19 protein-coding genes are annotated in these 22,845 nt (G+C 72.0%); 9 read left to right on the forward strand and 10 right to left on the reverse strand.

The genetic code is table 11. From position 1 onward, the window contains the following. Nucleotides 1–283: 283 nt before the first annotated feature. Nucleotides 284–472 (forward strand): hypothetical protein, encoded by a 189-nt coding sequence (locus APR04_RS00675; protein ID WP_253867190.1) that lies wholly within the window; start codon nt 284–286, stop codon nt 470–472. Nucleotides 473–650: 178 nt separating this feature from the next. Further along, nucleotides 651–1,052 (forward strand): WCX domain-containing protein, encoded by a 402-nt coding sequence (locus APR04_RS31415; RefSeq protein ID WP_443703147.1) that lies wholly within the window; start codon nt 651–653, stop codon nt 1,050–1,052. Here the strand turns inward: APR04_RS31415 and APR04_RS00680 are convergent. The 6 genes from APR04_RS00680 to APR04_RS00705 all read right to left on the reverse strand — a co-directional run bounded on the left by APR04_RS00680 (nt 1,045) and on the right by APR04_RS00705 (nt 7,619). Continuing rightward, nucleotides 1,045–3,246 carry a GMC oxidoreductase gene (locus tag APR04_RS00680; RefSeq protein ID WP_253867191.1) on the reverse strand — a complete coding sequence of 734 codons (2,202 nt, stop codon included), beginning with the start codon at nt 3,244–3,246 and terminating at the stop codon, nt 1,045–1,047. The genes APR04_RS31415 and APR04_RS00680 overlap by 8 nt on opposite strands. 101 nt (nt 3,247–3,347) lie before the next feature. Further along, entirely contained in the window at nt 3,348–3,764 is a 417-nt protein-coding gene (locus APR04_RS00685; protein ID WP_253867192.1) for a Dabb family protein, read from the reverse strand. Nucleotides 3,765–3,798: 34 nt separating this feature from the next. Next, nucleotides 3,799–4,656, reverse strand: a complete 858-nt coding sequence (locus tag APR04_RS00690; protein ID WP_253867193.1) for an NmrA family NAD(P)-binding protein — start codon at nt 4,654–4,656, stop codon at nt 3,799–3,801. Nucleotides 4,657–4,714: 58 nt separating this feature from the next. After that, nucleotides 4,715–6,130: an MFS transporter gene (locus tag APR04_RS00695; RefSeq protein WP_253867194.1), complete on the reverse strand. Its 1,416-nt coding sequence runs from the start codon at nt 6,128–6,130 to the stop codon at nt 4,715–4,717. 94 nt (nt 6,131–6,224) lie between these two features. Continuing rightward, nucleotides 6,225–6,803, reverse strand: coding sequence for a TetR/AcrR family transcriptional regulator (locus APR04_RS00700; protein ID WP_253867195.1), 579 nt, complete (start codon nt 6,801–6,803; stop codon nt 6,225–6,227). Nucleotides 6,804–6,851: 48 nt separating this feature from the next. Further along, a complete protein-coding gene (locus tag APR04_RS00705; protein ID WP_253867196.1) occupies nt 6,852–7,619 on the reverse strand; it encodes an IclR family transcriptional regulator in 768 nt (255 codons plus the stop codon). Between the two features lie 173 nt (nt 7,620–7,792). On the opposite strand from APR04_RS00705, the gene hutH reads away from it, so the two are divergent. The 5 genes from hutH to APR04_RS00730 all read left to right on the forward strand — a co-directional run bounded on the left by hutH (nt 7,793) and on the right by APR04_RS00730 (nt 15,497). Next, nucleotides 7,793–9,439: a histidine ammonia-lyase gene (gene hutH, locus APR04_RS00710; RefSeq protein ID WP_253867197.1), complete on the forward strand. Its 1,647-nt coding sequence runs from the start codon at nt 7,793–7,795 to the stop codon at nt 9,437–9,439. Nucleotides 9,440–9,525: 86 nt separating this feature from the next. Then, nucleotides 9,526–11,199, forward strand: a complete 1,674-nt coding sequence (hutU, locus tag APR04_RS00715; RefSeq protein ID WP_253867198.1) for a urocanate hydratase — start codon at nt 9,526–9,528, stop codon at nt 11,197–11,199. A gap of 137 nt (nt 11,200–11,336) precedes the next feature. Then, the gene (locus tag APR04_RS00720; RefSeq protein ID WP_253867972.1) at nt 11,337–12,722 is read left to right on the forward strand and encodes an allantoate amidohydrolase; all 1,386 of its coding nucleotides are present in this window, start codon (nt 11,337–11,339) and stop codon (nt 12,720–12,722) included. A 74-nt stretch (nt 12,723–12,796) separates the two neighbouring features. Further along, the gene (locus APR04_RS00725; RefSeq protein ID WP_253867199.1) at nt 12,797–14,224 is read left to right on the forward strand and encodes a formimidoylglutamate deiminase; all 1,428 of its coding nucleotides are present in this window, start codon (nt 12,797–12,799) and stop codon (nt 14,222–14,224) included. Between the two features lie 37 nt (nt 14,225–14,261). Continuing rightward, complete coding sequence (locus APR04_RS00730) at nt 14,262–15,497, forward strand: amidohydrolase family protein (protein ID WP_253867200.1); 1,236 nt, start codon at nt 14,262–14,264, stop codon at nt 15,495–15,497. A 127-nt stretch (nt 15,498–15,624) separates the two neighbouring features. Here APR04_RS00730 and APR04_RS00735 read toward each other — a convergent pair whose 3' ends face one another. The 4 genes from APR04_RS00735 to APR04_RS00750 all read right to left on the reverse strand — a co-directional run bounded on the left by APR04_RS00735 (nt 15,625) and on the right by APR04_RS00750 (nt 20,804). Further along, a complete protein-coding gene (locus tag APR04_RS00735) occupies nt 15,625–17,505 on the reverse strand; it encodes a glycoside hydrolase family 35 protein (RefSeq protein WP_253867201.1) in 1,881 nt (626 codons plus the stop codon). A 92-nt stretch (nt 17,506–17,597) separates the two neighbouring features. After that, on the reverse strand, nt 17,598–18,938 hold the full coding sequence (locus APR04_RS00740; protein ID WP_253867202.1) for an ABC transporter substrate-binding protein: 1,341 nt from the start codon (nt 18,936–18,938) through the stop codon (nt 17,598–17,600). Nucleotides 18,939–19,001: 63 nt separating this feature from the next. After that, complete coding sequence (locus tag APR04_RS00745; protein ID WP_253867203.1) at nt 19,002–19,931, reverse strand: carbohydrate ABC transporter permease; 930 nt, start codon at nt 19,929–19,931, stop codon at nt 19,002–19,004. Between the two features lie 3 nt (nt 19,932–19,934). After that, nucleotides 19,935–20,804 carry a carbohydrate ABC transporter permease gene (locus tag APR04_RS00750; RefSeq protein WP_253867974.1) on the reverse strand — a complete coding sequence of 290 codons (870 nt, stop codon included), beginning with the start codon at nt 20,802–20,804 and terminating at the stop codon, nt 19,935–19,937. Nucleotides 20,805–20,984: 180 nt separating this feature from the next. Between APR04_RS00750 and APR04_RS00755 the strand changes: the two genes are divergently transcribed. Together APR04_RS00755 and APR04_RS00760 are read left to right on the forward strand one after the other, a co-directional pair. Further along, complete coding sequence (locus tag APR04_RS00755; protein WP_253867975.1) at nt 20,985–22,022, forward strand: LacI family DNA-binding transcriptional regulator; 1,038 nt, start codon at nt 20,985–20,987, stop codon at nt 22,020–22,022. Nucleotides 22,023–22,108: 86 nt separating this feature from the next. Next, nucleotides 22,109–22,843: a phosphatase PAP2 family protein gene (locus tag APR04_RS00760; RefSeq protein ID WP_253867204.1), complete on the forward strand. Its 735-nt coding sequence runs from the start codon at nt 22,109–22,111 to the stop codon at nt 22,841–22,843. The last annotated feature ends 2 nt before the right edge of the window (nt 22,844–22,845 follow it).

Raw genomic sequence — 22,845 nt, forward strand, 5'->3', positions numbered from 1 at the left:
CGTAAGTCCGAATAGGACGAAGCCGGTAAAGCGGATGAATGCACCTTTCGGTTTGAGTCACTTGGTGCGGTGTTGCAGACCTACGAGAAACGAGTTCGCGTGCAGGAAATGTGCGGACACAAACGGGGAAAATGTGTTTCGTTTTGCCTTCAGCATTTACCTTGACGACGCTCTGTATTCGCTGGCAGGATCTCGCCCCCACCGAGTTGGGTGCCAAATGGTCACGAGATGAACGTCAAGCTGGTCGACCCTGGCCCGAATTCACGACAGAGAGCAGAAGGTCATGGGCGACGGAATCGCCGCGGGCGTCAACGTGAAGGTCACCGGGGTGTCGAGCACGGAGCGCGGCGCCGAGGGTGTCGTGAAGGCCATCCGGCAGGGGTGGACCGGCAAGGAGGCTGTTGTGGTGGCTCCAGGCGTCCTGCGGCCACGAGAGTTCACCGTTCCGGTGGCCGACCTCTCGAGGGCGTGAACACGAAACTCATTTCGTCGTCGACCGCGTCCGGCCGGTCGTCTCATGCGAAGGGTTCAGGGCTGAGAAAAGATTTCTTCTCACCTGCTCGAAGTCGATTCTCGATGAGCATGCTCTCGCAGGTGAGGAAGCTTTGCACGCGTGATCCGGCCCCCCGTGAATCAGGGTCCGGCTCGAGGTGACCTTCCATGACTCCCGGCACGCCGAATGGGCGCTCTGGCAGCTCGGCACGGACGCGGAAACGCTGGCCCCGCAGGTGCTGCGCGCCGCCCTGCGGGACCGCGCCGCCGCGCTCGCCGCCCGCTCAGCCACTCAACCCTCCACTGCAGACTTGGTCGCGACCGTCATCGCCGACTGCAGACTTGGTTGCGGTTGCGGGTCCCCAAGCCGCAACCAAGTCTGCAGTCGTCGACCGAGGCGGCGACAAACTCTGCAGTCGGCCGCTGATGGTGGGCCAGGGGCGTCCCGACGTCGTCGAAGCACGGCCCGGAGTCGTCGCACGACCGGCAGGAGCTCGGCGGGCAGGAGCTCGGCGGGTCGGTGCGTGGCTGGCGCCCCTGACGGCCGCTGTCTCAGGTGAGGGTGCCATGGTCCGCACCCGGGCTCCTGGTCTCTTCGCTGTCCGGGGCCACAGGGGCTGGTGAGGGGCGTAGGGCAGAGGCCGCGAAGAACCACGCGAACCGGGCGACGGCGCGGAGCCTCCGTGCGCGGGTGAACGCCTTGCCCCTGATCGAGGTGCTGAGCTGCCAGAGGTCGCGGGCGCCGATCGCGAGCGCGACCGGCTCGGCCTCGCCTGCCGCGGCATCGAGGGGGGCGATCTCGGCCTGGAGATGCGTCAGGCCGTGCAGTAGTGCGACCGGCGTCCGGGAACGCACGGCCTTCGCCCCGGAGAACCGCCAGGCACGCCCGTCGTCGTCGGCGAATCGCAGCGCGTACGACATCGCCTCGTGCCGCCCCTCGGGGAACAGCGAGAGGATTCCGGTGAGCTCGGCCCGCGTGGCGATGCCGTCGATCTCGATCGTTCCCCGCATGGTCAGCCTGTGGTCCGCCTCGTCGAGGAACCTGTCCATGCTGGGGAGCTCGGCGTGCAGGCGCATGACGGCTCGCCGGGGCGCCGCCGGGCCGGTGGCCATCCGCTCGTCGAAGGTCAGGCCGTCGCCGCTGGTCGCGGCGTGGTGCTGCGAGGCGAACGCGAACGCCGCGTCCTCCGGCACCGAGGCCTGCGTCACCGAGCCCCACTCCGGTGCGGTCCACCGCGGTCTTCCCGTACGGCGGATCAGCGCCTCGACGGAGCGTTCGGCGACGGCGAGGATCGTGGCCGAGGGATTCACACCGCTTGCCGCCGGGAGCACCGAGCCGTCCATGACGAATAGCCCTGGGCAGCCGTGCACCTCGCCGAGCTCGTCGACGACACCCGAGCCGACGTCGGAACCCGGGCCGACGCCGCCGAGGGGGTGGACCGTGATGGTCCGGCGGAGCACCGACCAGGTGAACGGCTGGTAGAGGCGTGCGTCGAGGAGCCGCGCGAGCAGCGGGCCGACGCGGAGCTGGGAGCGGTAGAGGTGCGCCTGCCACTGGTTGCGCCAGGACAGCCGGGCGTTCCCGGACCGGTCGAGCTGCAGCGCCCCGTTGGCGGAGTCGATCCCCATCGCGAGCACGGCGAAGGTGCGACGTCGGCCGGCCGGGCGCACCCGGCGTCGCCACCATGCCCGTGCGGCCTGTCCCGGCACGACGGCGTCGGCAAGCTGCTGCAGGAGCTCGGGGACTGCGCCGTCCTGCACCTGGTACCAGACCGACCGGCGCCCCTCTGGCACGTCGAGCACGGTGTTGGTCGTGATGGTGGGGCCGGTCGTCATGTCGTCCTGGGTGTGCCGGAGCTCGGCCAGGGTGAGGAAGTCGCCGTTGCCGGAGAATCCCTGGCCGAGCCTGCGTGACAGCTCCGGGAGCGTGCCGTGCACGTCGCGCGCCCTGAGCAGCAGCTCGGTCGTCGCCACGGCTCCCGCGGCGAGCACGACGCGCGGCGCGGTCCACACCCGCGGCGGGGCGTCGGCGTCGGACGGTGTCGACGTGACCACCGCGTAGCCGTCGCCGTGGCGTTCGATGCGCTGCGCCTCGGCGTCGGTGACCGAGCGTGCACCGGCCTGCTCCGCCACGGCGAGATACGTGTGGTCGAGCGAGTTCTTCGCGCCATGGTTGCAGCCGATCACGCACTCGCCGACGAAGGCGCAGCCACGGCGGGGCACCCCGTGCCGGTTCGCCCGCCACGTGTCGGGATCGCCGAACGTGACGGCGAGGTTGGGGCGGACCGTCGCGTCGGCCAGGTCGTGCACGAGCCCCTCGATGAGCGTGGTGCGTGCGGGAGGTGCGCCCGTGGCGGGATCGTCACCGACGGGCGCGACGCCGATCATGTGTGCCGCGAGGTCGTAGTAGGGGCTGAGCTTCTGCCTGCGCAGGTGTGCGGGCCACCGTTCGTCCAGAGCTCCCTCGAACGGCCGGGCGAAGACGTTCGCGTACACGAGGGACCCGCCGCCCCAGCCCGCGGCCTGGACGCTGCCCATGCGGCCGAGCCAGCGGACGTCGTAGAGCCCGCGGTCGACACCCCACAGCCAGCCGCCCTGGAGCTGCGGCCGGCGGGGGAACTCTCCGGGCAGCCAACGCCGGCCGCGCTCGAGGACTATGACGGACAGGCCGGCCTGAGCGAGGCGGGCCGCGGCGACGGCGCCGCCGAAGCCGCTGCCGACGACGATGGCATCGGCGTCGAATCGATCGGTCATGAACCTTTCCTCCTCATCGTGTGGTGCGACTCGTGTGGTGCGACTCGTGTGGTGCGACTCGTGTGGTGCGACGGCCGGTACGGGCCCGGGGCTCGGGTCGGTCAGGTCGCGTGCGGACCGGGCGCGGCGCTGCCGCTGTACTCGCCCAGACCGGCCACCAGCTCGGCGACGTCGGGCACGGCGTCGAACCGGCGCTGGTGGATCGCGGCGATCTGAGTGCGCAGCTCCGGGTCCGGGTCGTCGGTGACGTCGAACGACACGAACTTGTCGAGCAGCGGCAGGCCGATCCGGTCGATCTCGAGGTGCGCCGGGTCGTTCATCATCGCCTCGTAGGCGGCGAGATCGTCGACCACGGAGATGTGGCTGTAGTCGTACTCGCCGCCGTGGTCCCGGCCGAGCAGCAAGGACCTGATCGACGGGTCGCTGCTGCGGGCCTCGCGCATGCGCCGCATGACGGCGGCCACCTCCTCCTCGGAGACGCCGGGCTTCAGGGCCATGCGGGTCACGTGGTAGATCATGGGACGGTCCTCTCGTCGGTGATGTGTGGGTCGATCAGTGGTTCGGGGCGAACGCCGCGGCGTGGTCGCGGGCGAAGTCGGTGACATCCCGGGCCGGGCGTCCGGTCAGGTCGGCGACGGCGGTGTGCACCTCAGCGGCCTCTCGTCGCGCGTAGTGGGCGTAGTCCTCGATCAGGCCCTCGAGCTGCCACGGCGGAAGAACGCCCGTCAGCGCTGCGGAGAACTGTTCGGCGGGCACGTCCTGGAACGTGATCTCGTGGCCGGCGGCCGCCGACAGCGCTCGAGCGATCTGCTGGTGGGTCACGGCGCGGGGGCCGGTCAGCGTGTAGGTGCCACCGGTACGCCCGGCGTCCGTCAGGACGGCGGCCGCGGCCTCTGCGATATCTCTCGTGTCGATCGCGCTGACCGGGGCGTCGCCGATAGGGGCGGCGAGCCGGCCCTGCGCGATGGTGCCGGCGAAGCCGAGCAGCGCCTGGAGGTAGAGGTTGGGGCGGAGCACCGTGTGGTCGATGCCGAGCTGGTGCACGTGGGCCTCGACCTCGGCGTGCCAGCGCAGGAACCGCACCGGCGAATCGGCCCGCGCTCCGTACTGGGAGAGCAGCACGAGGTGCCGGACCCCGCCGTCGCGGGCCAGGTCGGCGAACTGGATCTGGAGGGCCGCGGCCTCCGGCGTCGACGGGCTGTTGAGGAAGACGGCGTCGGTGCCGTCAAGGGCAGCGGCCACCGACCGCGGATCCTGGAGGTCTGCGACGACGGTCTCGGCACCGGGGAAGGCACGGCCGGAGCTCCGGGTCATGGCACGGACGTGGGCGCCGCGGGCGCGCAGTGCGGGGATCAGGGCGGATCCGACGGTTCCGGTCGCGCCGGTCACGAGCACGGTGGGTGAGTTCATGGTCGATGTCCTTACGGGAGCTGGTGGGGTGAGATCGCTGGGTGGTGGCGCTGCGTGGTCAGCCCGCGTACGGCGTCGTCGGGTCCGACCGGTCACCGATGCGCAGCAGCACCGACAAGGTGAGTGCGAGAGCGATGAGTGCTGCGCCGCCAAGGAACGCCGCCGTGAACGAGATGCCGCCGTCGCCCCCGGCGGCTATCGCGATGCCGGCCAGGGCTGCGAGGCCTACCGCGCCGCCCAGCTGTTGTGCGGCGTTGACCAGGCCGCTCAGCAGGCCGGACTCGCCGTCCCCGCTGTCGCGCACCGCCATGGATATCGCGTTGACGAGGCCAAGGCCCAGACCGATGCCGATCAGCAGGAAGGCGCCCAGCAGGTTGATCGAGAAGCCGTCGGTGGTCGGGTTCAGCACGAGCCACAGGAATCCGGCCAGCAGCAGGACGAGCGCGCCGTGGAGCGCGGACCGGACCCCGAGGAGCTTGGCGAGCCAGGGCGCCAGCACGCTTCCCACGATGATCATGACGGCGATGGGGATCTGCGCCAGCCCGGCTGTCAGGGCACTCATCCCGAGGACGTCCTGCTGGTAGAGGGGCAGGAAGAAGAACAGGCTCGTCAGGGTGGCGCCGAGCAGGACCATCACCACGGTGGCGGTCACCACCGGCCGGCGACGGAAGACTGCCAGCGGGACGAGCGGGTGCGGGGAGCGGTGCTCGGCGAGCACGAAGGCGGCGAGCGCGACGACGCCGACGGCGATGCCGATGATCGAGCTCGCCGCGGTCCAGCCGGCCTCGGAGGCGGAGACCATCCCGAGCGCCAGGGCGGAGATGCCGACGGTGATGGTGAGCGCGCCGGCCAGGTCGAACCGTCCGGGACGGCCCGGCATGGCGGGTACGGCGCGCCACACCATGATCGCGCTGACGATGCCGAGCGGCACGGGCGTCCAGAAGACCGACTGCCACCCGAGTGCCTGGGTCAGCACTCCGCCGAGGAAGACACCGATCAGGCTGCCGGCACCACCGACGGCGCCCCAGATGCCCATCGCGCGAGTCCGCTCGGTGGGAGTCGTGTAGAGAGTGAGTACGAGCGCGAGCGCTGAGGGAATGCTGATCGCCGCGCCGATTCCTTGTCCGACTCGTCCGGTGATCAGCAGCGGGCCGCTGGTTGCCAGAGCGCAGAAGGCCGACGCGGCGACGTAGAGGATCATTCCGGCCAGGAAGGTTCTGCGGGGACCGAGCACGTCGGCGAGGCGGCCCCCGAGCAGCAGCAGTCCCGCGAAGGCCACCAGGTAGCTGTTCACCGTCAGGGTGAGCTCCGCGGCCGAGAGGCCAAGGCTCGTGCGGATCGACAGCGACGCGAGGTTGACCATCGACGTGTCGAGGATGATCAGGAACATGGAGACGGCCAGCGCGGCCATCGTCACGCCGCGGGGCAGGCGCAGGCCGAGCTGGGCGGTTGTGGGAGACGCTTCGATGCTCATCATCCAGTCCTTGAGTGAGTAGGTCGACGGTGGAGATAGTGAGTGGTCACTATCAATAGCCAAAAAAAGAGATGCTCGGCTCCGACCGGTGTCGTCAGGAGCCAGGGCCGGAGCTCGAGGCGGGGCCGGAGCCGGAAGCGAGGAACTGGTCGGCCCACGCGTCGTGCTCGGCGCGAGCGGGCAGGTCCATGGCGGTCGCCACCATGTAGAGCATGCCTGCGGCGAAGAAGTCGTGGGCGCGATCGGTGCCGACTCCTGGCAGGGCTTCCATGCGCTCGAAGACCTCCTTGGTCCACCGGTGCATGAGCTCACGGATGGCCGGATCCTCGGACGCGGCGAAGCCCTGCAGGAGGATCAGCATGAGCTCGCGATCGTCCATCAGCACGCCCCAGGCATCGGACATCGTCGGGAGCGGGTCGCCCTCGGCGGCCTCCCCTGAAGCGAGCATCACGGTCTCCACCTTTCCGAATGCCTGCTGCAGCACCGCGACGAAGAGCTCGTGCTTCGTGGAGAAGACCCGGAAGAGGTTGGGGTGAGAGATCTCCACCTCCTTGGCGATGTTCACGGTGGAGCCGCCGTGCAGTCCCTTGTGGCTGAACTCCTGCAGGGCCGCCGCGAGGATCTGCCCGCGGCGCACCTCGATGCTGACTCGTGGTCTCCGGTCGGTCGCCATGGTTGATAGTGAACACTCACGTTCAAGTGGATGTCAAGCAGTCCGGGCTCATCGCGCCCCCAGCCGCCGGCTCACCTCGCGTGCCGCCCGTGCAGCCTGCTCCGCCAGCCCGGCGCGCCCGTCGTCGTCGTAGGACTCCGACCGGAATGTCACCGCCAGCCCGGCGACGGGCCGCCCCGTGTGGTCCACGACGGCAGCAGCCACTGACGCGAACCCGGCGGACACCTCGCCGTCCTCCACGGCGAACCCCCGCGCGCGAGCCTGGCGCAGCACCACCCGCAGCTCGCGCAACGTGCGCGGCCCGGCACCGGTGAGGTCGGTGAACGAACCCGGCGTCGGGTACAGCGCGCGCACCTGCGCGGGGGGCAGCAGTGCGAGCACGGCGCGCCCGCTGGCGGTGAGATGGCTCGGGAGGTGCACGTCGACGTCGGTCACCAGGGGCGGACGCCCCGCCGCCCGCTGCTCCACCAGGTACAGGACCTCGCGACCGTTGAGCACCGCGAGGTGCCCGTTCTCGCCGGCGGCCTCGACCAGGCGGGCCACGACGGGTGCGGCCAGCCGGGTGAGCGGCGCCTGCCGCGTGTACGCGCTGCCCAGGCCGAGGGCGGCCACGCCGAGGCCGTAGCGGCGCTCGTCGGGGAAGTGCCGCACGAACCCCTCGTCGGCCAGCACCGACAGCAGGTGGTAGACGCTGGAGCGCGGCACCCCGATGCCGTGCGCGATGGCGCCGGCGGGTACCGGGCCGGGCTGCGCCGCGAGGAACGTGAGCAGCCGCGCCGTGGTCCGCGCGGCCGGAACGGTACTGCTGCCGGCCATTGTGTCCTCCGGACGGGGTCGAGTGGTCGGCAGTCCGTCAGGTGATCGGCAGCCCGAGCTGCCGATCACCTGACGAACTGCCGACCACCACCCCTCGTGATCTGTCTGGTATCTCAGACTCTATCCGTCGTCGCGGGCGCGCCAGCGGGCGCGCGGCGGGGTTCCATGGGGGGATGAGCACCCTGCACCACATGGAGCCGACGCCGGCCACCCGCCCCGCCGGCCCGGACCTGCCCGAGCACGTCGTCCTCGACGGGACGCCGCTGACCGTCGACCAGGTCGTCGCCGTCGCCCGCTCCGGGGCCTCTGTCGAGATCCACGAGACCGCCCTGGCCCGGATGACGCAGAGCCGCGCCGTGATCGACGGCCTGGCCCAGGACACCGTGCCGCACTACGGCGTCTCGACCGGGTTCGGTGCCCTGGCCCGCCGGCACATCCCGACGGAGATGCGCGCGCAGCTCCAGCTCAGCCTCGTGCGCTCGCACGCCGCCGGGTCCGGCCCCGAGGTCGAGACCGAGGTGGTGCGGGCGCTGCAGCTGCTGCGCCTCGCCACCCTGGTGACCGGCCACACCGGCGCCCGCCCGGTCACCGCGGAGACCTATGCCGCGATGCTCAACGCCGGGATCACGCCGGTCGTGCACGAGTACGGCTCGCTCGGCTGCTCCGGCGACCTGGCGCCGCTCGCGCACGTGGCGCTCGCCGCCATGGGGGAGGGGCGGGTGCGGGTGGTGCCGACCGGGGTCTCGACAGGCTCGACCAGCGCGGCCGGGGAGGCTGTCGACGCCGCGCAGGCGCTCGCCGAAGCCGGGATCGCACCCCTCGTGCTCGCAGAGAAGGAGGGGCTCGCCCTCATCAACGGCACCGACGGCATGCTCGGCATGCTCTGCCTCGCCCTCCACGACCTGCGCAGCCTCCTCACCACGGCCGACGTCGCCGCGGCGCTCAGCGTCGAGGCCCTGCTCGGTTCGGACGCCCCGTTCGCAGAGGACCTCGTCGGCATGCGTCCGCACCCGGGCCAGGCGGCGTCGGCGTCGAACCTGCGCGCGGTGCTCGCGGGCTCGCCGCTCATGGCGAGCCACCGCGAGCTCGACGACGCCGGGAACCCCGCGTGCACCCGCGTGCAGGACGCGTACTCCCTGCGCTGCGCGCCCCAGGTGCACGGCGCCGCCCGGGACACCCTGGAGCACGCGGCCACGGTCGCGGGCCGGGAGCTGGCCTCCGCCATCGACAACCCCGTGGTGACGTCCGACGGTCGGGTGGAGTCCAACGGCAACTTCCACGGGGCGCCGATCGCGTATGTGCTGGACTTCCTCGCCATCGCGGCCGCCGACCTCGCGAGCATGAGCGAGCGGCGCACCGACCGGTTCCTCGACGTCTCGCGCTCGGAGGGCCTGCCCGCGTTCCTCGCACACGACCCCGGCGTCGACTCCGGGCACATGATCGCCCAGTACACGGCGGCGGGGATCGTCTCGGAGCTGAAGCGCCTGGCCGCGCCGGCCAGCGTGGACTCGATCCCGAGCTCCGCGATGCAGGAGGACCACGTCTCCATGGGCTGGTCCGGCGCGCGCAAGCTCCGGCGGTCCGTCGACGGGCTCACGCGCGTCCTCGCCATCGAGGTGCTCACCGCGACGCGCGCGCTCGACTTCCGCGCGGAGGCCCCCGCAGCGGGCACGTCCGCGGTGCACGACGCCGTCCGCGTCGTCGTGCCCGGTCCCGGGCCGGACCGCTACCTCGCCCCGGAGATCGAGCACGTGGTCCACCTGGTGGCGACGGGCGCGATCTCGCTGGCGGCGGCATCCGCCGTCGGCCCCCTGCGATAGGAACCCCTTGCTGTGGGCGCCAACTTTGCGCCTAAAACGGGCGGGAAGCCGCAACGATCACGCCCACAACCAGAGGAGAGGCACGCATGGAGAAGCTTGACCGGGGGACGCCCGTCAGCGTCCGGGCCGCGCGCGGGACCACGCTGACCGCGCGGAGCTGGCAGACCGAGGCCCCGCTGCGCATGCTGATGAACAACCTCGACCCCGAGGTGGCCGAGCGGCCCGACGACCTGGTCGTCTACGGCGGCACCGGCCGCGCCGCACGGGACTGGCCGAGCTACCACGCGATCGTCCGCTCGCTCACCGACCTGCGCGACGACGAGACGCTGATGGTGCAGTCGGGCCGCCCCGTCGGCGTGCTGCGCACCCACGAGTGGGCGCCGCGCGTGCTGATCGCCAACTCGAACCTGGTGGGCGACTGGTCGACGTGGCCGGAGCACCGGCGGCTCGAGCAGCTCGGGCTGACGATGTACGGGCAGATGACCGCAGGCTCGTGGATCTACATCGGGACGCAAGGCATCCTGCAGGGGACGTACGAGACGTTCGCGGCGGTGGCGGCGAAGAGGTTCTCCGGGACCCTCGCCGGCACCCTCACGCTGACCGGCGGCTGCGGCGGCATGGGCGGCGCCCAGCCGCTGGCAGTCACGCTCAACGGGGGCGTGTGCCTGGTGGTCGACGTCGACCCGGCCCGCCTGCACCGCCGCGTCGAGAGCCGCTATCTCGACGCCGTGGCGTCGTCGCTGGACGAGGGCGTCGAGCTGGCGCTCGCGGCCAAGAAGGAGCGCCGCGCGCTGTCGGTGGGCGTGGTCGGCAACGCGGCCGACGTCCTCCCGGACCTGCTGCGCCGCGGCGTCGAGATCGACATCGTCACCGACCAGACCTCGGCGCACGACCCACTGTCCTACCTGCCGTCCGGCGTCGCGCTGGAGGACTGGGCCGACCTCGCGGAGAAGGACCCGTCAGGGTTCACCGACCGGGCACGGGAGTCGATGGCGCGGCACGTCGAGGCCATGGTCGGCTTCCTCGACGCGGGCGCCGAGGTGTTCGACTACGGCAACTCGATCCGCGACGAGGCCCGCCAGGGCGGGTACGACCGGGCGTTCGACTTCCCGGGATTCGTCCCCGCGTACATCCGGCCGCTGTTCGCAGAGGGCAAGGGCCCGTTCCGCTGGGCGGCACTGTCCGGGGACCCGCGCGACATCGCCGTGACCGACAAGGCGGTGCTCGACCTGTTCCCCGACGACGACCACCTCGGCCGCTGGATCCGTGCCGCCCAGGACCGCGTCGCCTTCCAGGGGCTGCCGGCCCGCATCTGCTGGCTCGGGCACGGCGAGCGGGACGTGGCGGGCCTCCGCTTCAACGAGCTCGTCGCGTCAGGGGAGATCTCGGCTCCGCTCGCCATCGGGCGCGACCACCTGGACTCCGGCTCCGTGGCCTCCCCCTACCGGGAGACCGAGTCGATGGCGGACGGCTCCGACGCGATCGCCGACTGGCCGCTGCTGAACGCTCTGATGAACACCGCGTCCGGCGCCACGTGGGTCTCGATCCACCACGGCGGCGGCGTCGGCATGGGCCGGTCGCTGCACGCCGGTCAGGTCTCCGTGGCGGACGGCACGCCGCTGGCCGCGGAGAAGCTGGCCCGGGTGCTCGCCAACGACCCCGCGACCGGCGTGCTGCGGCACGTCGACGCCGGGTACGACGACGCCGTCGCGGCCGCCGAGCGCGGCGGGCTGCGCGTGCCGATGCGGGAGACGCGGTGACGGGTGCGGGGGCCGGTGCGGCGGCGGGGGTGCGTGCGGCTCCGGGCTCTGCGGGCTTGGGCTTGGGCGCGGCAGGCTCGGGCTCGGCGGGCGTCGGCGCGGGCTCGCCCGGCTCGGACCCGGCGGGCACGACGCCGGTGGGGCGCCTGCTGGGGGCGATCGCCGACGTCGGCCGGGCGCCGTCCGGCGGGTACGAGCGGTTCGCCTGGACCGCGCACGACCTGACCCTGCGCGAGTGGTTCGCGGCAGAGGCGGCCGCGCGCGGCCTCGACCTGGTGCTCGACCGCGCCGGAAACCAGTGGGCGTGGTGGGGAGACCCGGACGCCGACGGGCCGGGAGTGGTGACCGGCAGCCATCTCGACTCGGTGCCGGGCGGCGGCGCGTTCGACGGACCGCTCGGGGTGGCGAGCGCGTTCGCGGCGCTCGACGCCCTGCGCGCCGCAGGTGTGCGCCCGGAACGACCGCTCGGGATCGTGAACTTCTCCGACGAGGAGGGCGCCCGGTTCGGGCTCGCCTGCCTCGGTTCGCGAGCGGTCACCGGGACGGTCGGTGCCGACACGCTGCTCGCGCTGCGCGACGGTGCGGGGGACAGCCTCGCGGACGTGCTGGGGCGGGAGGTCCCGGCCGGCGGGGCTGGCGGGGCGCGCGGGGCCGGCGGGGCCAGCAGGGGAGTGCTGCTCGAGCACTACGGGCGCGACGACGAGGCCCTCGCGCGGGTCGGCGTCTTCGTCGAGCTGCACGTTGAACAGGGGCGCTACCTGGCTGACCTGCCCGCGGACCAGGAGGCACCGGTCGCCGTCGGCGCCGCGATCTGGCCGCACGGGCGGTGGCGCGTCGACCTCGCCGGCGAGGCGAACCACGCCGGCACGACGCCGTTGGCCCACCGCCACGACCCGATGCTCGATCTCGCACGGCTCATCACCGACGTGCGCGCTGCCGCCGAGCACGCAGGGGCGCTCGCGACGCTGGCCAAGGTCGAGGTCGAGCCGAACGGCGTCAACGCGATCCCGTCACGAGTGCGCGCCTGGATCGACGCCCGCGCGGAGACCGAGGACGCCGTCCACCAGGTGCTGACGATGCCGGCCTCCGGCCCGACTGCAGACTTCGTAGCGCCGGCGCCGAGTGCAGAGTTCGCTGCGGATAGAGGCCCTCTAACCGCAACCAACTCTGCACTCGGCGGGGCGGGCCTTGCGCGCTGGGGGGCGGTGCGGGAGTCCTGGACGCCCGCCACCGTGTTCGATCCGGTGCTTGCCGGTCAGCTGGCGGAGGTCGTCGGGCGGCCGGGCTCCGACCTGCCCGCACCGGTGATCGGGACGGGCGCCGGGCACGACGCCGGCATCTTCGCGGCGGCCGGGTTCCCCACCGCGATGCTGTTCGTCCGCAACCCCACGGGCATCTCGCACTCGCCGGCCGAGTTCGCGGAGGCAGCCGACTGCGACGCCGGCGTCCGCGCCCTGACCGCTGTCCTCGCGGACCTGCTCACGGCGCCGCCCCACCCGTCGTCCATCCATTTCGAGGCCTAAGTTTCTTCGCTTTCGGAGGGCTCAGAGCGAAGAAACTTAGGCCTCGAAGGGAACTTGAGAGTGAGAAGAGATTCATGAGCAGCTTCTGGTGCGAGCGGGCCTGGCTTCCCCAGAGCGGTCTGCCGGCCGGCAGCGGTACGCCGGTCAGGTCTGGTCCGGCGCCGCCCGGCAGCGTCGTCGAGTCGGTGCGGGTCGAGACCGTCGAGGGCCGGATCGTCGCCGTCGAGCCGGGCGTACCGGCGTCGGACGGCGACGTGCGGCTGGGCGGGCTGGTGCTCCCAGGCCTGGCCAACACGCACTCGCACGCCTTCCACCGCGCGCTGCGCGGGCGGACGCACGCGGACGGCGGGTCCTTCTGGACCTGGCGCGATGGGATGTACGCCCTGGCCGCCGCACTGACGCCGGCGCTGTACGAGCGGCTGGCGCGCGCCGTCTTCGCGGAGATGGTGCTGGGCGGGACCACCGCGGTCGGCGAGTTCCACTACGTGCACCACCGCGCGGACGGGACACCCCACCTGCCGGCCGAGGGGGGACCCAACGCCATGGCCGAGGCCCTGCGCACTGCCGCGCGCGAAGCAGGGGTGCACCTCACGCTCCTCGACACCTGTTACCTGCACGGCGGCCTCGGACCGGCAGGCCACGAGCCGCTCGCGCCGGAGCAGGTGCGCTTCGGCGACGGAACCGTCGAGGCTTGGGCGCACCGCGTGGACGCGCTGCGCGCCGCCTGGGCCGACGACGACCGGGTGCTCGTCGGCGCCGCCGCCCACTCGGTGCGCGCCGTCGCGCCGCCGGAGCTCGCGGAGCTCGCCCGCTGGGCACGGCAGGCCGGCGCGCCGCTGCACGTCCACCTGTCCGAGCAGCCGGGGGAGAACGAGGCCGCGCTCGCCGCCTTCGGCGTCACCCCGACGCGGCTGCTGCACGACGCCGGAGCGCTCGGCCCCGGCACCACCGCCGTCCACGCTGTGCACCTGACCGACGACGACGTCGCGTTGCTCGGCGCCTCGGGGACCGGCGTCTGCCTCTGCCCGACGACGGAGCGCGACCTCGCCGACGGCATCGCCCCCGGCCTCCGGCTGCTGCGCGCGGGCAGCCCGCTGTCGGTCGGCACGGACCAGCACGTGGGTGCCGACGTGCTCGCGGAGGCGCGCGGCGTCGAGGAGCACGAGCGCCTCGCGACCGGTCGGCGCGGCTCCTTCGACCCCGCGACGCTGATCGAGCTGGCCACGTCGGCCGGGCACGCCGCGCTCGGCCGGCCGGACGCCGGCCGGATCGCCGTGGGCGCGCCCGCCGACCTGGTCGCCGTGCGGCTCGACACCGTGCGCACCGCGGGGATCGACCCGGCGCAGGCAGCCCTGGTGGCGGGCGCTGCCGACGTGTTTGACGTCGTGGCTGCCGGTGAGCTCGTGGTGCGGGACGGCGAGCACCGGGCCGGCGACGTCGCGCGGATGCTCACCGAGGCGATGGACGAGATCTGGGCCGCCGCCGGCCCACCACGCGCGTAGACCCGCGCTCACAACGAAGACTTTCAGGGAGCGGAGCATGAGCCTACTGCTGACGAACATCGGCGAGCTGGTCACGAACGATCCCGAGCACGGTGCGAGGCTCGGCGTCGTGCCGGGGGCCGCCGTCGTCGTGGAGGCCGGCCGCATCGCCTGGACCGGGCCGGCCGCGGCGGCACCGGCGGCGGACACCGCGGTAGACCTCGGGCGGCGGTGCGTGCTCCCGGGCTTCGTGGACTCGCACTCGCACACCGTGTTCGCGGGGGACCGGGCTCCGGAGTTCGCCGCACGCATGACCGGCGAGCCGTACACCGGGGGCGGCATCGCCACCACGGTCGCCGCAACGCGTGCCGCGAGCGAGGACGTCCTGCGGGCGCGCAGCCAGGCCCTGGTGCGGGAGATGCTCCGGCAGGGCACCACCACCGTCGAGATCAAGAGCGGCTACGGCCAGGAGGTCGCCACCGAGGCCCGCATGCTGCGGATCGCCCGGGAGCTCACGCCGGAGACGACGTTCCTCGGCGCGCACACCGTCCCGGCCGAGTACGCCGACGACCGCGCAGGCTACGTAGACCTCGTGACCGGGCCGATGCTCGCAGCCTGCGCGCCGCACGCCCGCTGGATCGACGTGTTCTGCGAGCCCGCAGCGCCCACCGCGTTCGACGAGGACGAGGCCCGGACGGTGCTCACCGCAGGGATCCGGGCCGGGCTGCTCGCCCGGGTGCACGGCAACCAGCTCTCGGCGGGCCCCGGCGTGCGGCTCGCCGTCGAGGTCGGTGCGGCGAGCGTGGACCACTGCACCCACCTGTCCGACGCCGACGTCGACGCGCTGGCCGGGTCCTGGACCTCGGCACGCTGGCCCGACGGCGGGGCGTCCGACGGCGGGACCGACGCCGACGCGGGCACCGTCGCGACCCTGCTGCCGGCGGTCGAGTTCTCCACTCGCTCGCCCTACCCGGACGCGCGCCGGCTGCTCGCCGCGGGCGTCCCGGTCGCCCTCGCCACGGACTGCAACCCGGGCTCCGGCTACAGCTCGTCCATGTCGTTCGTGGTGGCGCTCGCCGTCCGCGAGATGCGGATGAGTCCCGCCGAGGCCCTCTGGTCGGCGACGGCGGGCGGGGCGGCAGCCCTTCGGAGGGACGACGTCGGACACCTGCGGGTCGGCGCCCGCGCGGACCTGACCGTCCTCGACGCCCCCAGCCACCTCTACCTGGCCTACCGCCCGGGCGTGCCGCTCGTCCACGAGGTCTGGAAGGACGGAGCCCAGGCTTGGCCGTGACCCCGGTCATCGGGGACGGGGCCACCCAAGTCCTTTCGAGGCCTAAGTTTCTTCGCTTTCAGGCCGTCGAGAGCGAAGAAACTTAGGCCTCGAAGAGAATCGCGGCGCCGAACGCCGAGCGGCCGGGCTACTGCTCCGTGATGCCAAGGGACGGGGCGGTCACGAAACTTGCCCGTGCGCTCGCCGCGCCGTGCAGCTCCAGCAGCACGAGCTCGTTGCCGGTGCCGCGCACCAGCGGTCCCGGGACGTAGAGCGTGTGCGTGGGGCCGAGGCTCCAGTAGCGGCCGAGCAGCTCGCCGTTCACCCAGGCCAGGCCCTTGGTCCAGCCGTCGAGCCGCAGGAAGTGGTCGGCCCCGGCGGCGGAGTCGAACGTGCCCCGGTACAGACCGGCCCAGGCGGCACCCGCGACAGCGCCCGCACTCTCGGCAGAGTCCCCGGAGGCGGCCGTGTCCCCGGAGGCGACCGTGTCCCCGGACGTGCCCGCGTCAGCGGCACCAGCACCCGCCCCGCCCGGGACTGCCACGTCGAGCGCCCCGCGCAGCAGGTCCGCTGCGTCCTCGACCCGCAGCGCGCCGGCCGTCCACTCGTCCAGCGTGCGCACGGCGGTCCGCACGGTGCCGATCAGCCCCTTGGGCTCACCGATCCGCGGCCCGTAGTTGACGTGCCCCTGGTTCTCGACCAGCAGCGTCAGCTCGCCAGCGCGGGTCGGCAGGGCGACGGCGAACGTGTGCGACCCACGGTCGAGCACACCCACCGGCTGGCCGTCGAGCAGCACGACGGCGCGGTCGCGCACCTCGTCGACGGTCAGGACGGCGTCGTCGGGGCGGATGCGGGTGCGGTACACGGCGAAGCCCGACCACAGGCCCAGCTCCTCCATGGTCGGCGCGTGGTCGTAGGTCCGCAGCGCGCCGCGCACGAGCGAGGACACGGCGTCGGCGAGCGGGACGTGCGCGGTCAGGGCCACGTCCAGGACGGGGGCCGGCTGCGGAGTCGCCGGGACGTCGTCGGGCACGGGCAGGTGCCGGGCGATCACGTCGCGCATCGCGAAGTACTTGGCGGTCGGTGTGCCGTCCTCGGCGAGCGGCGCGTCGTAGTCGTACGACGTCGTGATGGGCCGGTAGATGCCCTTGTCGTTCGCGCCGCTGGTCAGCCCGAAGTTGGTGCCGCCGTGGAACATGTACAGGTTGACGGAGCCGCCGGCCGCGAGCAGCTCGTCCAGGTCCGCGGCGTTCGCCTCGGCGGGCGCCAGGTGGTGCTCCAGCCCCCAGGAGTCGAACCAGCCGTTCCAGAACTCCATGCACATCAGCGGGCCGGTGGGCTGGTGCCTGCGCAGCACCTCGAACCGCTCGGCGGTGCGCGACCCGAACGTCGCCGTCTTGTGCAGCTCCGGCAGGCCGCCGCGGGCGAGCATCTCGTCGTTCGCCTGGTCGCAGGTGAACAGCGGGACGTCGATGCCCTGGCCGCGGACCAGGTCCACGAGTGCCCGCAGGTACCGCTGCCGCTCCGGGAGCGGGTCGTCACCGTAGGCGCCGTACTCGTTCTCTACCTGCACCATCAGCACCGGCCCACCGTGCGTCACCTGGCGCTCGGCCACCAGCGGCAGCAGGCTCGCGTAGTACTTCCCGATCGCGTCGAGGAACCGCGGCTCGTGGCGCCGCACGCCCACGGCGTCGTCGGCCAGCAGCCAGGCCGGCAGGCCGCCGCCGTCCCACTCCGCGCAGATGTAGGGACCGGGCCGCACGATCGCGTGCAGGCCCTCCGCGGCCACCAGGTCGAGGAACCGCCCCAGGTCCCGCCGCCCGTCCAGGTCGAACACCCCGGGCTCCGGCGCGTGGAAGTTCCACGGCACGTACGTCTCGATGGTGTTCAGGCCCATCTGCCGGGCCTTGCGGATGCGGTCGGCCCACTGGTCCGGGTGCACGCGGAAGTAGTGCAGCGCGCCGCTGACGACCTGCATCCGTTCGCCGTCGAGCAGGAAGTCCTCGGGTCCGATGTCGAACGTGGGCATATGTGTGGTTCCTCGGAGTGCTGTCGTGATGGGGAAGCGGGACGACGGCGGGGAGGACCCCCGCCGTCGTCACCGGTTGCTTGCCGAGCGGCTCACTCGCCGACGGTGAAGCCCTGCTCGTTGCCGTAGCCGACGATCGACTGCTGCCAGGCGGCAAGGCCGTCCGCCAGGGGCGTCGAGCCCGTGTACGACTGGCCCACCGTGTCGGGGAACACGCTGTTCGCGTAGACCTGGTACGGCAGGTACTGCCAGCCGGTCACGACGCTCGTGGCCGACTCCGAGAGCACCTCGTTGATCTTCTGCCCGCCGAAGTACTCGGACTCCTCGGCGAGGAACGCCTCGTCGGTGAGGTCCGCGAGCGTCGCCGGGAAGTTGCCGCCCTCGAGCCGCGTCGCGACACCGTCGCCGGCGTTCGCGTACTCCAGGAAGCCGTAGGCCAGCGCCTTCTGCTCGCTCGCCTCGGTGACCGACAGTGCGGAGCCGCCGTTCTCGGCGGTCTCCTTGGCGCCTGCGGTCCACTGCGGCATGGGCGCCACGCGCCAGTCGCCCGACGCCGGCGCGGCACCGGACTCGAGGTTCGCCGGCATCCACGCGCCCGTCACGAGCGCGGCGATCTCGCCGTTGCCCAGGCCCTGGAACCACTCGTCGGTCCAGGCGGGGACGGTCGCGACCAGGTCGTCGTCCAGCATCTGCTGCCACATCTCGGTGAACTTCGTCGAGCCATCGTCGGCGAGGTTCACTGTGACGTCCGTGCCGTCCACCTCGAACGGGTGGCCGCCGGCCTGCCAGATCATCGACGTCGCGAACCCGGCGTCACCGTTGTCCGCGGTGATGTAGGTGTTGGGGTCCGACGCGTGGAGCTTCTCCGCCGCGGTGACGAACTCCTCCCACGTGGCGGGAACGTCGACGCCGGCCTTCTCGAAGGTCTTCGCGTTGTAGAACAGGGCCATCGGGCCGGAGTCCATCGGCAGGCCGTACACGGCGTCGTCCTCCGTCACAGCGCCCCACGGGCCGGGGGAGTAGGTGCTGTCCAGCTCGCTCGCGCCGAAGGGTGCGAGGTCGGCCAGGGACTCGCCGATGGAGAACTGCGGCAGGGCGTAGTACTCCATCTGCGTGACGTCGGGCACACCCGAGCCCGCGCTGATCGCGTTCTGCAGGGCCACGTAGTGGTCGTTGCCCGTGCCGACGTTGGCGAGCTCGACGTCGACGTTCGGGTACTCGGCCTCGAAGTCCTCGACGACCTTGTCCAGCGTGGGCTCCCACGCCCAGACCAGCAGGTCGCCGCCCTCCTCGAGCGCCGCGGAGATGTCTTCCGGGGACATCGCCTCCGCGGCGGCTCCGCCGTCGGACCCGGACCCGCACGCGGTCAGGGTGAGCGCCAGGGCGCTCGCCGCGGCGAGCGCACCTACGGCGCGGTGGTGGCGGATGGTCATGATGGTTCCTCTCACTTCATCGTCAGTCGGATCAGGTCTCTGGCACAGCCGTGCGGGTGGTGCTCACTCCTTGACGCTGCCGGCGGCAAGACCCGACTGCCAGTAGCGCTGCAGGAGCAGGAAGACCGCGATGAGCGGCAGGATCGTGATGAGCGAGCCGGTGATGACGAGGTTGAAGATCGCCTCGCCGCCGGCCGTGGTCGCCTGCTCGTTCCAGGCGTTCAGGCCGAGGGTCAGGGGGTACCAGTCCGGGTCGCGCAGCATGATGAGCGGCAGGAAGTAGTTGTTCCACGTCGCGACGACGGTGAACAGCAGCACCGTCACGATGCCGGGGGCCAGCATGGGCAGCGCCACCTGGAAGAAGGTGCGCGCCTCGCTGGCCCCGTCGATCCGGGCGGCCTCCATGATCTCGTCCGGGACGGCGTCGGCCGCGAACGTCCACATGAGGTAGAGCCCGAACGGCGAGATGAGCGACGGGATGATCACCGACCAGGGCGTGTTGGTCAGCCCCATGTTCGCGAACATGAGGAACGTGGGCACCGCCAGGGCGGTGCCTGGGACGGCCACGGCGCCGATGACGACGGCGAACACCGCGCGCTTGCCGGTGAAGTTGAACTTCGCCAGGCCGTAGCCGCCGAGCAGGGCCAGCAGCGTGGCACCGCCGGCACCCGCGACGACGTACAGCAGCGTGTTGCCGAACCAGCGCACGAACACGCCGCCGTCGTAGGTGAGGACCCCGACGATGTTGTCCCAGAGGGCGAAGTCGCCGCTGAACCAGAGGCCGAACGAGCTGAACAGGTCGGGCTGGGTCTTCGTCGCGTTGAACAGGAGCCAGACCAGCGGGACCAGGGCGTAGATGCCGACCAGCGCGGTGAGGACGGTGAGCAGCACGCTGCGGGTGGGCCGGGCGTGCGAGGTGCGGCGCGACCGGAGGCGCGCACGGGTGTGCCGGGGCCGGACGGTGGGCGCGTTCATCAGGACGTTGGTGCTCATGGGTCAGGCCTCCTTGCGCATGCCGCGCAGCTGCACCGCGTAGGCCACGAGCATCGTGAGCACGCCCATGATGATCGCCACCGTGGCCGAGTAGTTGTACTGCTGGCCGGAGAAGGACAGCGAGTAGGCGTACAGGTTCGGGGTGTAGTGCGTCGAGATGTAGTTGGGCGACAGCGACTGCAGGATGCTCGGCTCGTTGAAGAGCTGGAACGAGCCGATGATCGAGAAGATGGTCGCCACCACGAGGGCGCCGCGGATGGCGGGCACCTTGATCGCGGAGATCACGCGCCACGGTCCCGCGCCGTCGATCTCCGCGGCCTCGTACAGCGAGACCGGTACGACCCGCAGCGCGGAGTAGAAGATCAGCATGTTGTAGCCCACGAACTGCCAAGTCACGATGTTGCCGATCGCCGGGAGCAGCAGGACGGATGCCAGCGGGTCTGGGATGCTCGTACCGAACAGGTCGTTGAAGTTGCCGACCAGGCCGAACCGGTCGCCGTACATGAAGCCCCACATCAGCGCTGCCACGACGCCCGGTACCGCGTACGGCAGGAAGATCGTGAGGCGGAAGAAGTCCCGCCCGTAGAGGCGGCCGCTGTCGATGGCGAGGGCGACCAGCAGCGAGATGCCGAGCATCACGGGCACCTGGACCAGGAGGAACAGCGTGACGCGGCCCACACCGTCCCAGAACTGCGGGTCGCCGAGCGCGCGGGCGTAGTTGTCGAGCCCGACGAACGACGTGCCGCCGACGAGCTGGGTCTGGAACAGGCTCAGGTAGAGCGAGTACACGATCGGCGCGAGGAAGACCAGGGCGAAGACAGCCATGAAGGGGCCGACGAAGCCCCATCCGGCCCAGCGGGAGCGGCGTCGCATCCGTCCCTGGATCTTGGGCACGGCCGGAGGCGATGCGAGCGTGGTCAAGGGAAGTCGCTCCTTACGCGGGTGGGGTCAGCATGTCGTCGTGTTGACGTCAACATGGTGACGCGGACTAGGGTGCTCGTGAGCTACCCGGGGTGTCAAGCGCGTGCCGGTGAGACGGTGCGTCACGAGGAGGTGGATGCCGTGGAGGGCAGAGGTCCGTCCCTGGTCGACGTGGCCGCGCTCGCCGGCGTGTCGACCCAGACCGTCTCTCGCGTGTCGATGGGTCTGGACAACGTGCGGCCGGCGACCCGGGACCGGGTGCTCGCGGCGATGGCGGAGCTCGGTTACGCGCCCAACACGGCGGCGCGAGCGTTGCGGTACGGCAGCTTCCGGACCATCGGCGTGATCGCCCACCGGCTCGCCCGCACGGGGGAGTCCCGGACGGTCGAGGCAGTGGTCGAGGCGGCGCGCAGGGAGGGCTACACGGTGACGCTGATCGACGTCGAGAGCCCGTCGTCCGACGTCGTCTCCGCCGCGGCGACCCGGCTCTCCCACCAGGCCATCGACGGGCTGGTGATCATCAGGGCCGAGACCGCGACGCCGGACACGCTCGCGCTGCCGCCACGGCTGCCCGTCGTGGTGTCCGACTCACGGTTCGTCGGCCACCACCCCGCCGTCGGCGCCGACCAGGCGGACGGAGCCCGCCGTGCCACGCAGCACCTTCTGGATCTGGGGCACCGGACCGTGCACCACGTCGCGGGACCGGCGGACTCGGCGCCCGCCCAGCTGCGGGCAGAGGCCTGGCGCGTGGCGCTCGGCGAGGCCGGCCGGCCGGTTCCCGAGACCGTGGAGGGGGACTGGACGGCGGCCTCCGGGTACGCCGCCGGCCGCGGTCTCGCCGCCGACACGGACGTCACGGCGGTGTTCTGCGCCAACGACGAGATGGCCGCCGGCGTGCTCAGGGCCTTGCACGAGGCCGGCCGGGCCGTGCCGCGCGACGTCTCGGTCGTCGGGTTCGACGACATCCTCCTGGCGGAGTACCTCTGGCCGCCCCTGACGACCGTGGTGCAGGACTTCGACGAGATCGGCCGACGGCTCGTGGCCCGGCTGCTGGACCAGGTGCGGACGGGGGAGATCGCGGACGGCACCGACCCCGAGGACCTGCACGAGGTGGTGCCGGTGGAGCTCAAGATCCGGGAGAGCACGGCGCCCCCGCGTCCGCCCGGGTAGGCCTTGCTCGTCCGGTGCCGAGCATTCACCCTGAAACCCGTAGGATCGGCTTGATGGCGCAATCAGAGGGCAGGGGTGGAACGCGCGTGGAGTCACCGTCAACCGAGGCTCCGCTCGACCCGTCGACCCGTCCGACGTGGCGCAGCTCGGCGCTCGCGGCCGTCCTCGGCACGCTGGTGTTCGCCTTCCTCATCTGGCAGGTCATCGTCCGCGGCCCGTTCATCGCCTGGGACTGGCAGTTCCACTACTACGTGAACGCGCACCACCCCGTGGGGTGGGAGAAGGCCTTCCTCGACATCGTCGCGAGCGTCACGGGCGAGCGCCTGTTCACCATCCCGATGGTGGGCGGCACCGCGCTCTACGTGGCCTGGAAGCAGGGCGGCCCCGGCTCGCTCTGGAACATCGGCACCCGGCGGCCCGTCCTCGCCGTGCTCGCCGGCCTCGCGACCATCGCCGTGATCGGCTACGGCACCAAGTTCGGCCTCGGCCGTACCGGCCCGCACCACAACATGGACGTGCTGCACGCCGGTGGTCAGGCCTTCCCGTCAGGCCATGCGTCGAACACGTTCTTCACCGGCTTCTTCATCCTCTGCCTGCTGTTCGCCCAGAGCGGGCTCAGCCCGAACCTCGGCCGGCTGCGCAAGCTGATCCCCGTCGTCGCCGTGATCGTGATGATCGCGGGTGCCCTGATGTCGTGGCTGGACTACCACTGGCTGAGCGACATCCCCGGCGGCTGGCTGCTCGGGTTCATCGCCTGCATGGTGGCGCTGTCCGTGCTCCGTGCCCCGCGCCGCGAACGAGAACGCAAGCCCGCCCGCTAGGA

The sequence above is a fragment of the Promicromonospora umidemergens genome (genome assembly GCF_024171995.1).
Lineage (GTDB): Bacteria > Actinomycetota > Actinomycetes > Actinomycetales > Cellulomonadaceae > Promicromonospora > Promicromonospora umidemergens.